Annotated in this window: 12 protein-coding genes and 1 tRNA gene; 5 read left to right on the top strand and 8 right to left on the bottom strand. The window is 65.7% G+C overall.

Annotated elements, in window-relative coordinates; translation table 11 throughout:
• The first annotated feature begins 11 nt into the window (after positions 1–11).
• From ACSBPH_RS01320 to ACSBPH_RS01310, 3 genes are all read left to right on the top strand, one after another.
• Positions 12–87, top strand: a tRNA-Ala gene (locus ACSBPH_RS01320).
• 264 nt (positions 88–351) lie between these two features.
• Positions 352–1,608 (top strand): tyrosine-type recombinase/integrase, encoded by a 1,257-nt coding sequence (locus tag ACSBPH_RS01315; RefSeq protein WP_442575820.1) that lies wholly within the window; start codon positions 352–354, stop codon positions 1,606–1,608.
• Positions 1,609–1,774: 166 nt separating this feature from the next.
• Positions 1,775–1,999: a helix-turn-helix transcriptional regulator gene (locus ACSBPH_RS01310; protein ID WP_442575819.1), complete on the top strand. Its 225-nt coding sequence runs from the start codon at positions 1,775–1,777 to the stop codon at positions 1,997–1,999.
• A 236-nt stretch (positions 2,000–2,235) separates the two neighbouring features.
• Here ACSBPH_RS01310 and ACSBPH_RS01305 read toward each other — a convergent pair whose 3' ends face one another.
• Together ACSBPH_RS01305 and ACSBPH_RS01300 are read right to left on the bottom strand one after the other, a co-directional pair.
• On the bottom strand, positions 2,236–3,513 hold the full coding sequence (locus ACSBPH_RS01305) for an ATP-binding protein (RefSeq protein ID WP_442575818.1): 1,278 nt from the start codon (positions 3,511–3,513) through the stop codon (positions 2,236–2,238).
• Positions 3,514–3,549: 36 nt separating this feature from the next.
• Positions 3,550–4,092 (bottom strand): DoxX family protein, encoded by a 543-nt coding sequence (locus tag ACSBPH_RS01300; RefSeq protein WP_442575817.1) that lies wholly within the window; start codon positions 4,090–4,092, stop codon positions 3,550–3,552.
• A gap of 298 nt (positions 4,093–4,390) precedes the next feature.
• Between ACSBPH_RS01300 and ACSBPH_RS01295 the strand changes: the two genes are divergently transcribed.
• Positions 4,391–5,137, top strand: a complete 747-nt coding sequence (locus tag ACSBPH_RS01295) for an SDR family NAD(P)-dependent oxidoreductase (RefSeq protein WP_442575816.1) — start codon at positions 4,391–4,393, stop codon at positions 5,135–5,137.
• 330 nt (positions 5,138–5,467) lie between these two features.
• On the top strand, positions 5,468–6,055 hold the full coding sequence (gene folE, locus ACSBPH_RS01290) for a GTP cyclohydrolase I (protein WP_442575815.1): 588 nt from the start codon (positions 5,468–5,470) through the stop codon (positions 6,053–6,055).
• Between the two features lie 54 nt (positions 6,056–6,109).
• Here the strand turns inward: folE and ACSBPH_RS01285 are convergent, their stop codons facing one another.
• From ACSBPH_RS01285 to ACSBPH_RS01260, 6 genes are all read right to left on the bottom strand, one after another.
• A complete protein-coding gene (locus ACSBPH_RS01285) occupies positions 6,110–7,339 on the bottom strand; it encodes an acyl-CoA dehydrogenase family protein (protein ID WP_442575814.1) in 1,230 nt (409 codons plus the stop codon).
• Positions 7,340–7,565: 226 nt separating this feature from the next.
• Positions 7,566–8,348 (bottom strand): N-acyl homoserine lactonase family protein, encoded by a 783-nt coding sequence (locus ACSBPH_RS01280; protein ID WP_442575813.1) that lies wholly within the window; start codon positions 8,346–8,348, stop codon positions 7,566–7,568.
• Between the two features lie 135 nt (positions 8,349–8,483).
• The gene (locus tag ACSBPH_RS01275; protein ID WP_442575812.1) at positions 8,484–8,789 is read right to left on the bottom strand and encodes a Dabb family protein; all 306 of its coding nucleotides are present in this window, start codon (positions 8,787–8,789) and stop codon (positions 8,484–8,486) included.
• Complete coding sequence (locus ACSBPH_RS01270) at positions 8,789–9,697, bottom strand: NAD(P)-dependent oxidoreductase (protein ID WP_442575811.1); 909 nt, start codon at positions 9,695–9,697, stop codon at positions 8,789–8,791. The genes ACSBPH_RS01275 and ACSBPH_RS01270 overlap by 1 nt, the downstream gene beginning before the upstream one ends.
• On the bottom strand, positions 9,694–10,107 hold the full coding sequence (locus ACSBPH_RS01265; protein WP_442575810.1) for a carboxymuconolactone decarboxylase family protein: 414 nt from the start codon (positions 10,105–10,107) through the stop codon (positions 9,694–9,696). Before ACSBPH_RS01265 ends, ACSBPH_RS01270 begins: the two co-directional genes overlap by 4 nt.
• A gap of 43 nt (positions 10,108–10,150) precedes the next feature.
• The gene (locus ACSBPH_RS01260) at positions 10,151–11,047 is read right to left on the bottom strand and encodes an NAD(P)-dependent oxidoreductase (protein ID WP_442575809.1); all 897 of its coding nucleotides are present in this window, start codon (positions 11,045–11,047) and stop codon (positions 10,151–10,153) included.
• Positions 11,048–11,112 lie beyond the last annotated feature (65 nt).

Here is an 11,112-nt window from a genome sequence, read left to right as displayed (position 1 = left end):
GGGTCGCAGATGGGCCTGTGGCGCAGCTGGTAGCGCACCTGCATGGCATGCAGGGGGTCAGGGGTTCGAGTCCCCTCAGGTCCACCAAATTCTCCCGGAAGTCCGCGGCTTTTTGCCGCCGCTCCGGCGCGCGGTGGGGGATTGACGGGGCTCGGTCGCCTTTTACTCGCCCTTTTCAACCGTTCGCACTCGGTGACAACCGGTGCGGACCGGGAAGACTCGCACGGCGATCCCGCCGCTGGGACTTGGCGCTCAGATGCAATGAGCAGCTGCGTCGGTCGTGCGAACGCACCTATCCGGCAAGTCGACGGACCTCCCCGCGCACAGAGGGAGCTCATCGAAGCACCGTCGATGCCGATTCGACGTGCAAAGCGGGGCGCTGAGATGCCGCGACCGAAACTTCAGGATGGCACCTGGGGCGGGTTCACCCAGACGACCCTTCCGAACGGCAGAATCGTCCTCACCGCCCGCTATCGCCGCACGGACGGCAGCGAGTCCAAGACCACAGCCCAGGGCAGGAGCAGATCGGAAGCCACCCGCAAGCTGCTCGGCAAGCTTCCCGAGCTCGTCGCGGCGGCCGGCCCTGGGAAAGGGCAGCCGGAGCGAGCGGCGGCGCGCACATTCCGTGATCTCGCGCTGGAGTGGATCGACCACGATCGACTCCGCATGGAACAAGGCGAGATCGCGCCCTCGACACGACACGAACACGAGCGCATCGCGCGGAACATCCTCATTCCGCGACTGGGAGACGAACTCGTCGACCAGATCACGACTCGTGAGATCTCCGTGACGTACCACCAGATGGTGCGCGAATGGCCAGCGCAGGCACGCAACGCCAAGGGAGTGCTCTCCCTGATCATGACGTACGCGGCCCAGATGGGCTTCGTCGAACGCAACCTCGTACGCGAGGTGCCCGCGATGCGCCGGAAGAAGAAGGAGATCTTCGCACCGGGAATCGACGAACTGCGGGTGTTCCGTGCGGCGGTCGTCGCCTACAACGAGGACTCCGCCCGGCCAGGCCCGATGCCCGGCCCGCTTCTGCTGGACACCGTCGACATGATCCTCGCAACCGGGCTTCGTATCGGCGAGGTGCTGGGCCTGCGGTGGGAGAAGGATGTCGTCCTCGACGCCCAGTCTCCGTACGTGGTCGTCAACGGTGCCATCAAGGAGAAGGGGGGAGCGAAGCGTTGGGAGCCTTTCCCCAAGTCGGAAGCGGGACTTCGCCAGATAGCCCTTCCGGAGTATGCGGTCGCACTTCTCTTGCGCCGCCTGGTCGACAACGCCGCTGGCAGCGAATTCGTGTTTCACACTCGCACGCTCCGACCGAACGGTCAACAGGATGTGCACCGGGCGCTGCGAAACGTCCGACAGCACGCAGGGCTGCCAAAGGACTATGTGCCGCACGCTCTTCGCAAGTCGGTGGGCACCGTCGTCGCGAAGACCATCGGACTCGAGCCTACGGCGGTGCTCCTCGGGCACGAGCGGTCACGGGTCACCGAGCAGTTCTACGCCAAGCGAACCCGCGAGGCACCCGATGTGCGCCACATCGTGCAGGCCGTCCACGACAGCATCAGCGCGGCGAGGCGGTGGCAAGCGGAAGGCGCGTAGATCGCCGAACTGCCTGGCTTGGCGCACGCGGGCCTCGGGCGCTGTGCGGTCTGGCATCCTGCCAGACCGCATGGTTCTTTCGCGGTCGCAGGAGTTCTCCATTGGAGCACCGACCCGCTGGTTCCGGTTGTGACCGGTTCGTGCGGAGACGGCGCACCTACTCATCATGAATCTGGATGATGATGTCACCGCCCGGGACGAATGGGGCTTGGAGCACCTCATGAACGTCAGGGAAGTCGCCGAGCACCTGCGAGTGCCCGTCTCCACCGTCTACGACTGGCGCACTCGTGGTCTCGGTCCGCCCGCACACCGGTTCGGAAAGCACCTGGCTTTCGCTGTGTCAGACGTCCAGCTCTGGATCGAAGAGCACAGAGATCCCATCCGGCGGTGACGGCACCTGCCCGAGCAGCCCCGAGTAGCTCTGCGACCGGATGCTCAACAAGCTCGGCCGGGCGTGAAGCCCGACGCCGCCGTGCTCGACGTCGACGACACCCGCGAGACCGACTCCGAGACCGGCAAGAACGCGTATTCGGCGATTTGTCATTCTCACCGTCGTCGTCGCCCGCTATTTCGTCGCTCGCAAGAACCCAACGGGCCTGACGGGGTGAGACGACGATCTAGCGCCCCCTAGAGCCGTCCGACGGTCTCAATGTCTTCCCAGAACTCTGCTGCGACCTCGGCCGAGACGGTGGCGCGGGTCGCGGAGATGGCGGCGACGTAATCGTCGAGCCTCGGCCCCTGCGGATCGTCGGTACCCGAGAGGACCGCGGTCTCGAGGGCGGACTGCGACGCCTTCCGGGCCGCGTACTCGATATCGGCGGGCGAGAACCCCTCCGTCATCGCCACGAGCGTCGAGGCGTCGACCCCGACGGCGGCTTCGGGGATGTAGCGCTGCCAGATTGCCTCCCGCGCCTGCTCGTCCGGCAGTCCGATCGGGATCACGTAGTCGAACCGGCCATGGCGGAGGAACGCGGCATCCAGTGACCGGATGAAGTTCGTGGCGCAGATCAGGAGTCGTCCGGACTGCTCCCGGAACAGAGGGATGATCTTGAGGAGCTCGTTCGTCACGCCCTGCGTTGGGGAGGGCGGGTCGCCCTGGCGGTGCGACGCGATCTCTTCGACCTCGTCGATGAAGACGACGGCGTGCTCGAGCTCGGCGATCGCCGTGAAGGTCTCGCGTAGCGCTCCGGCGAGACCGCCGGGATGCGTCGCGAGCCGCGACGGGAAGACCTCGACGAACGACCACTCGAGCCGTGACGCGATCGCCTTCGCGAACGTCGTCTTGCCCGTCCCGGGCGGGCCGAACAGCACGATCGCGCGCGGCGGCACGACGCCGAAGCGGTCCGCGAGCTGCGCCTGCGCGAGCGGCATGACGACCCGCCGCTCGAGGAGATCCTTCTCGGCGGTCATCCCGCCGACGGCCTCCCACAGTCCCCTCGGCAGCACGCGGCCGCCGAGCTCCGCGAGCAGCTTGAGCTCCTCACGCTGCACCGGAATGTGCCGCTCGAAGTAGTGCAGATCCTTCTTCAGCTCGAACCCCTGATTCAGGAACGCGCCGACGCGCGTCTCGGCTGCCGGCATGAGCGCCGAGAGTTTCGAGATGCCGTCGGCCGCCATCCGCGTCTCTAACGCCGCCAGCAGCGAGGACCCTATCCCCGTCCCGCGGACATCCGCCGTCGTCGCGAGGAACACGACCCAGCCCTGCGCGTGCGCGACGCGGCCGATCGCGGCACCCACGACGTGGTCGCCAGTCACGGCGACGACGGCGTGGTCCTTCGCGCACGACGCGAGCACGTCGGAGAGCCCGTAGACGGGCTCGCCGTTGGAGGCGAGCATCTGCTCCCACAGCCGCAGGATCCCGTCGACATCATCGGCGTGATAATCACGGATTCGCCATCCGGTCATGAGGTCCCCCTGACTCCGTGCGTCTTGGCCGCCCTTCTACGCCGTGGAAGCAGGTGGCACAGATCCGACGCGCCGGCGCCCGAAGATGGCGAGGAACACCGTGGCTCCTGCAGCAGCGAACAATGCGATCGCGAGACCCACGTTCCATGGCCACGGCATCGGGGGCAGGCCGAGCGATTCCCACGGGATCAATGCATCAATCGAGAATCGCCCCGCGCCGGTGAGGCAGAGCGCCGCAAGGACGAAAGCCATCACGAACGCGAACTCACCGCCCCCCTTGATGTGCCGGACAGAGCGCGGCGCACGCGACGCGGCGAAACCCGCAACCGTCATCGCTGCCACGCCTGCTGCGGCGCCGAGCTGCGTCAGGACACCGGGTAGGAGCGACACGCCAGAAGCGGCCTCCATCACCGTCGCGAGGATCACCATCGGCGCGGCCGGCCGAAGGCCCATCTTGCCGAAGCCGATTGCCGAGGCGCGGTAGCCGTGTCCGGAGAACCATCCGATCGACTTCTGCGCGGCGTGCACGAGAAGGATCAGCGCCACAGTTACGCGGAGCAGCAGAATGCCCTCGTCCATCCCTACTACCTTTCGTTCTTCCCGCAGATGCGAATATTCGGGGACATTGCCAAGCGGAGTAGAGCCGCGCTCTAGCTGCGCCTATCATACGATCATATCGTCAGCTTGATCGCCCACACATAGTGGGTTGCGCGGTCTACATATTCCGCTCGATAGGAGAGTTCATGGTGCGCACCATTGCGATGTCGGCCCCCTGGTTCACACGCCGCGAGCGGCATGTCCGGACGGGTTCAGGCTTACCCGCGACCGTGACGTCGTACGCCAAGTCGGTCGCGGTTGTGCCCGCCGGGAGTGCGAAATGAGCGCCGCGCACGCGAATTCAGTGACCATCGTGACCGGAGCGGCCGGCGGGGTCGGTTCGGCCGTGGTCCGCGGTCTGGTGGCAGCCGGTGGAAAGGTTGTCGCGGAGGATCTGAGTCCTGCAGTCGAGGCCTTGGCGTCGGACGATGTAGCGGTGGTGGTGGGGGATGTCGCTGAGCCGAGCACCGCTAAGCGCGCCGTGGAACTGGCGCATACTCGCTTCGGGAAACTCACCGGGCTCGTCAACAATGCTGCGCAGTTCAAGCTCGCAGCGATCGAGGAGACCACCGCCGAGGAGTGGGATCAGATCATGCGCATCAATACCCGTGGCCCCTTCGTCCACATCAGATCCTCTATCGACGCTCTCACCCAGTCCCGCGGGGCGGTAGTCAACACCGGCTCGATGTCTGGACTCATCGGGTTGCAGGGTCAGACTCTCTACGGATCCACAAAAGCGGCCGTGCATCAGATGACCCGGATGGCGGCGATCGAGCTGGCGTCTCGCGGCATCCGGGTCAACGCTGTCGCCCCGGGCCACATCTCCACTGGGTTCATGGACGCCTTCCTCCCGCCGGAGGGCGCCGAACGGGACGCGCTCCTTGGTGACATAGCCGCGCAACATCCGCTCGGCCGCTCAACCACACCAGAAGAGGTCGCGGCATCCATCCTCTTTCTGCTGTCGGACAGGTCGGCTACCATCACGGGTGTCGTGCTGCCCGTGGACGGTGGCTACACAGCGGCATGACTCGCGGGACAGCGCCATCGCCGAGTCCGGGTGGGACGACGCGATGGCCCGTTCGAGAGGGAGACGTCCTGTCTCGCTGTCGGCCGGTCTTCGCGGAAGCGACGGGCCGCCCGTCGCCCCCGCGGCCGGAATTAGCATTGTTAGTCGCCCATGATTCGACCGACGTTGTGACGTTCGCCGACGTGGCGAGAGGGCACTCACTGCGGATCATCGTCGCGAGAATTCCATTCACCGCCACGCCGGACACGAACGTCACAGAGGCGGCGCGATGTCGGCGTCGGTCATGGCCCGGCTCGAGAAGCGCTCGGCATGAGCGTGACGAGGGCCGAAATGGATGAGCACGCAAGGAGGGCGTCACGCCAGCCCGATCTCGATGCGGTCGCTACCGCCGTCGAGGCGATCATAAGAGAGTTCGGAGTTTCAATCGACACCGAGCTCATGGGAGAGACTCCCCAGCGCGTGGCCGCGTCATTCGCTGAGTTGCTAGGAGGTGTGGGGATAGATGCGGAGGTTCCACTGCGGCGCGGATCAGCAAACCCGAAAGGAAATCGCTTTGTCGCCCTGGCAGACCTGGAGTTCCGCTCGATCTGCGCCCATCACTTGCTGCCGTTCAGCGGAATCCTGAGCGTCGTCTACGCGCCGGGTAATCGGATCGTCGGGATCGGGTCGATCGTGAGGACTCTGGAGATCCTGAGCACTCGGCCGCAACTGCAGGAGAGCCTTGGACAAGACCTCGCTCATGCGATGGTGAGCGGCGCGGGCGCGAAGGGAGCAGCCGTGATCGTGCACGCGCGGCACTCATGCATTGCAGATCGAGGCCCGAGAGAGGCGGCATCGAGCATGAGAACGCTGGCCTATGCGGGCGACTTCGGTGGCAGCGCCGACCGCGCAGAGGCGTTGTCACTCCTCAACCGATAGCGGCCGATATTCCTGCTCCATTGCCGCCGACATTCATTGATCCACGTGGGTTTGCTACAGGGCTTGCGGTTCGGCCGGCTCGGGGGCGAACTCACCCACCCCGAACCGCGCGCGCGTGTACATGGCGGCCGTGGACTCTTTCACGGACGCCGTGACGTGCCCACGCCACTGGCTCAGATCCCGCCAGATCCTCTCGAACCGTGATCCGGTGACCGCGGCACTTGAGCCAATGGTGCGCAGGATCGACTCGCCCACCGTGTCGAAGGCGATCTCGCCCGCAACAACGCCCGCTTGGTAGATGCGCAGGTCTTGCTCAGGCGTGACGAAGGCTTGGGTCTCTATACATTCCTGGAAGTGGTCGGCGGCCCACCGCACCAACGCGAGGGCGCCGTCCAGCCGGGTGCGAATCTGCCCGAACGTCGTCTGGTACTGCAGATCGTCGATGCGGAGCGAGAACGGCGGAATGGTAAGGCGACGAGTCGACATCAGTGCCTCGAATTCATCGAAGGCGGCCTCGGCGGCGGCGATGGCGAGCGACGAGAGCTCTACGGTGAAGAACCCCATTGTGGGCGCGCCGTACATCGGGTTGCCATGCAATGTGCGCCCGGGGGTTCCCTTCGAAACGTCATAGGTGACCTGGGTGACGCCCTCGAGCACGAACTCGGCCGGGAGGAACGCGCCGTCGAAGGTCACGGAATTGGAACCGCTGCCCCGCAGTCCGAGAGTGCCGCCCCAGTCGTCCTCGACGGTATAGGTGTCGCGTGGGGCAATGAAGGCCGAAACCACATCCGGGCGGTCATCGTGGAACGCGTGCCCGCAATAATGCGTGGAGAACGGCGATCCCGAGCCATAGCGGTGAGTTCCCTCGATCCGGAACCCGCCCTCAACCCTGATCAGGCGACCGGCGGGAGTCGAGGTCATCGGTGCCGCCACATACCCCGAATCGAAGATCTGGTGCTGCGCGTCCTCTGGCCAGAACGAGGCGATCTGGAGGTTGTGGCTGGACGCGAGAGTGAGGCACCACCCTGTCGACATGTCGGCTCGGGCGATCTCCCGCATGACCTCGAGGAACTGTGCCAGCGTGAACTCATACCCACCGAACATCCGCGGACGAAGCAGGTGGTAGAAGCCGGCCTCGAGGAAGGACTGGTGAAGTCCCTCCGAGTGGTGGCTGCGAGCCTCGGTTTCCGCCGCCTCCTCGCGCACGCGTGGGGCGAGTGCCCTCGCGGACGCGATAGCCTCCTCGAACGTTAGCGCCTGGGGGATTCGCGTCGTCGTGGGCATGGACCCGGCCTCTCTTCGTCGAGTGATGTTCTCCAATCGTCCGCCACGACCCTCTGCGACAAATAGCGCATAAATACGCGATGACCGCACCTATAGGTACCTGTTGCCCGCTGTAGGTAGCTGGCGCTCGGCGAAGCGCGTCGGCCAGCGGCGGAGCGTCGGACTTGATTGGGGGATGCTGAGCGCGGCCGCCGAAAGGGTTGGCGTGCGGCGTTGAGTTGAGCGATTACGAAAGAACAGTCAGGTACGGTCCAGCTGATCGCGGATGCCGCTGACGCACCCGCGCGTCGTGGCCAGGAACGATCGTCGCACCGGCGTCCTCCGCAAGGGCGCGGATGGTGCGATACGAGTGCTGCATCTGCGCGAGATCGGCGTAGACGAAGAAGTTCCAGCCGAGTTCGACCTGTTCGTAGAAGTGGACCGCGTCCGAGGTGAGCAGGACGTTTCCGGAGCGCCCTGCGACGATGACTACCAGTTGACCGTCGGTGTGACCGGGTACGGCATGCACGCGCACCCCCGGCGCGACCTCGTGGTTCCCTGGGAACAGCGTGAGTCGGCCCTCCGCGCGAGCGGCCTCGATCTGAGCGAGATCTTCGTCGCGCACGATCACGGCGTCGATTCCAAGGCGTTGGTGCCGGGTCCAGTAGGCGTCCTCGATGGCTGAGGCGTACAGGCGCGCTTGGGGGAACAGCCCCACGTTGGCTATGTGATCGAAGTGGTAGTGAGTGAGGATGATGCCGTCCACTTCCGAAGCGTCGATGTCGAGCGCGGCGAGGGCGTCGAGCACCCGGATAGTTTCGACCTCCTCGAATCCGGGCCGCGCGGCGACGTCATAGCCGGTGTCCACGAGCAGAACAGACCCTGGCCGACGAAGCACCCAGAAGTTGTAATCCATGAGTAGGGGACCGTCGGGCTCGCCGCTCTCGGCGAATCTGTCGAACATTGCCGACCTGGTGGTCGGCCGCTCGGCATATGTGACTTGGAGGACATCCCAGAGCTCATCGGACATGCTTTTGACCGTGCCAGAAGCGGCTGAGGGCGGTGAGCGTAGAGCTACGTGTTAACTCACTCGCGTATGTGCGCTTCACCGATTCGAGACCCGAGCCCTCCGTCGCCGCTCGCGCACTGCGGCCGTAGGGAAGGGTCAGTCGCTGGTCTGAATCGCCAGCCATGTCTCGCAAAAGGGAACGAGCGCGTTCTCGACGAAGTGGACGTGCTGGGGGTCTACGAGATAGGCGGCGAAGGCGTCTGCGTCCGAGAACTGCACGACAAGTCCGGACTCGGAAACGCTCCGGCCCTCCGGGCGCAGCTGCGCATCGGTGAGCACCTGGGCCGGACCCAGCGCGTGAGGCGGGTCGGCTCCGAAGGCCCGCACCGTCTCGTGAAACCTCTTCTCGACGTCAGAGTCAACAGGGCGGCGCAATCGGAAAACGACCGTGTGCGTGATCATCAGGACTCCTCTCGGCTCGTCTCGGTGGGCGTCTCGGCGTGGTCGGCGATCCAGCGGGCCACCTCCGTGTGGTCTGCGGTCGGGGGCAGCTCCGCGGCTGCGAGCTCCCAGAGACCGATAGCGGCGTCACTCAGCACGTGGGGGGTTCCTACGGCTCTCTCGAGACCGGCCGCGATCTTCATGTCCTTGAGCATGAGTCGGAGACCGAATCCCGAGTCGAAGCTGCCGGGGAGAATGAACTTCGGCCACTTCTGCTGTGTCGAGCCGCTGCGCCCGCTCGAACCGTTGATGACCTCGAGCATCACAGCAGGATCGAGGCCGAAGCGGACTCCTGCGTCGATCGCCTCGCTCGAGCCCCAAAGGTGAATGGCAGACATGAGGTTGTTGAGCGCCTTGAGCGCGTGCCCGGCGCCAACGGGTCCGACGTGCGTGGGACGCCCGAGGAGTTCGAAGACGGGCAGTGCTCTCACGTAGTCGTCATCGGGTCCACCCGCCATGATCGTGAGCGTTCCGCCTGTCGCCCCCGCAACCCCGCCGGAAACGGGCGCGTCGAGGAAACGAGCTCCGTTGTCGGTGACCAGTTGTGCGATCCGCCGCGTGCGCAGTGGCTCGGAAGAACCCATATCAATCAGGAGCGCGCCGGGCTCGACCGCTTCGAGCACCCCATCGCCCTCTAGGACCGACTCGACGACGGCCGAGCTGGGCAGCATGAGCACGACGACGTCGGCTCCTGACACGGCGCCACTCGCGTCCTCGGTCACGGTCCCGCCGGCGGCAAGCAGTTGATCGCGCGCGGCCGGCACCGGATCGAAGCCCGTCACATCGTGACCCGCAGCGGCTAGGCGTCGCGACATCGGCCCGCCCATATTGCCCAGTCCGAGCCAGGCGATGGAAATGCGCCCACTCACGTGGGGAGCTCCTCAGCGGCGCTCATTTCGTTGAGCATCGCCTCGGCGACCCGAAACGACTCGAGTGCGGCGGGGGCTCCGACGTAGACGGCGGTCTGCAGGAACGTCTCCTGAATCTCCTCGGCGGTCACACCGTTACGGATCGCGCCGCGAACGTGCACTCCCAACTCGTGCGATCGGTTGAGCGCCGTGAGCATCGCAAGGTTGAGCAGGCTCCGCGTGCGACGGTCGAGCCCCTCACGGGTCCAGATGGCGCCCCATACATGCTCGGTGACGAACTCCTGAACAGGTCGGGAGAACTCACTCACCCGTCCGAGCGAACGGTCGACGTGTGCCGCTCCAAGCACCTCGCGGCGCACCTGCAGTCCGTCGTCGTACGCGTCGCCGCGGGCGGTTGCGGAATCGGTCATCGGTATTGCTCCTTCTGTGTGGGCAGAGAACGGGCGGAGTGGCTCACGACGCATTCCCGTCGTGCAGCCTGACGTTTCCGGAGATGTCGCCGATCGCGTCGACGACGGTGTTGCTGATCTGGTCGGCGTAGCCGAGAGAGCGTGCGAGGCCGAAGCTCGCGAGTGGGCCGGCGGAGTTGAGCGACGCGACGCCCAATTCGCGGAGATGCTCGACGTACAGGACGACGTCCTTCATCATCAGCGTGTTGCTGAGACCCCCAGTCATGTAGTCGCCGTGGATGATGTTGGGGAACCGGTTGATCGTCGCGAAATTAACCCCGGAGCTCCTGTTCAACACTTCGAGCACGGTCTCGAGGTCGAGCCCCGCGACCTTCGCGGCGACCATCACCTCCGCGGTGGCGGCGAGGCTGACCGCGTTAAGAAAGTTGTTGAGCAGTTTCGTGCTGTGCCCGGCTCCCGTGCCGCCCATGTGGTGCACGTGGGCCGAGAAGGTGTCGAGCACCGGGCGGACCCTGGCGAGGACGGCGACGTCTCCTCCGACCATGAGCGTGAGCGTGCCCTTGTCGGCGGCGGCGGCGCCGCCGGAGATTCCGGCGTCGAGGATTGCGACGTCCCGGACGGCCAACTCCTGGGCGATGCGCTGGGTGGAACGAGGAGCGGCAGTGCTGAGATCCACGATGACCGATCCGGGACGCAGCGCAGCGAGGAATGCCTCGTCGAGAACCACGGCCTCGACGACCTTGCTGTCGGGGAGGGAGAGGAGAACCACGTCGGCCGCGCCGGCGACCTCCATCGCGTTCGCAGCGGCGCGAGTCGAGTTCGAGGCCGCCGCGTCGGTGTTGGGATCGTACCCGAGCACATCACGACCCGCCTCGAGGATGCGGCGGGACATCCGTCCGCCCATATTGCCCAAGCCGATGAAGCCAATGACGTCGGTCATGCGTCATTCCTTTCTGTAGCGACGATCCGGCCGATCGTCGCCGCGCTCCCGACCAGCGGACTCGC

This window comes from Microbacterium sp. F51-2R (assembly GCF_052180235.1).
Taxonomy (GTDB): Bacteria; Actinomycetota; Actinomycetes; order Actinomycetales; family Microbacteriaceae; genus Microbacterium.
This window is presented reverse-complemented; position numbering and strand designations above follow the sequence as displayed.

Coding starts and splice junctions, on each gene's coding strand:
- ACSBPH_RS01285 (WP_442575814.1), bottom strand. CDS start 7,339: ATGCCCACGACGACGCGAATCCCCCAGGCGCTAACGTTCGAGGAGGCT.
- ACSBPH_RS01260 (WP_442575809.1), bottom strand. CDS start 11,047: ATGACCGACGTCATTGGCTTCATCGGCTTGGGCAATATGGGCGGACGG.
- ACSBPH_RS01265 (WP_442575810.1), bottom strand. CDS start 10,107: ATGACCGATTCCGCAACCGCCCGCGGCGACGCGTACGACGACGGACTG.
- ACSBPH_RS01280 (WP_442575813.1), bottom strand. CDS start 8,348: ATGTCCGATGAGCTCTGGGATGTCCTCCAAGTCACATATGCCGAGCGG.
- ACSBPH_RS01275 (WP_442575812.1), bottom strand. CDS start 8,789: ATGATCACGCACACGGTCGTTTTCCGATTGCGCCGCCCTGTTGACTCT.
- ACSBPH_RS01295 (WP_442575816.1), top strand. CDS start 4,391: ATGAGCGCCGCGCACGCGAATTCAGTGACCATCGTGACCGGAGCGGCC.
- ACSBPH_RS01310 (WP_442575819.1), top strand. CDS start 1,775: ATGAATCTGGATGATGATGTCACCGCCCGGGACGAATGGGGCTTGGAG.
- ACSBPH_RS01315 (WP_442575820.1), top strand. CDS start 352: ATGCCGATTCGACGTGCAAAGCGGGGCGCTGAGATGCCGCGACCGAAA.
- ACSBPH_RS01305 (WP_442575818.1), bottom strand. CDS start 3,513: ATGACCGGATGGCGAATCCGTGATTATCACGCCGATGATGTCGACGGG.
- ACSBPH_RS01300 (WP_442575817.1), bottom strand. CDS start 4,092: ATGGACGAGGGCATTCTGCTGCTCCGCGTAACTGTGGCGCTGATCCTT.
- folE (WP_442575815.1), top strand. CDS start 5,468: ATGGATGAGCACGCAAGGAGGGCGTCACGCCAGCCCGATCTCGATGCG.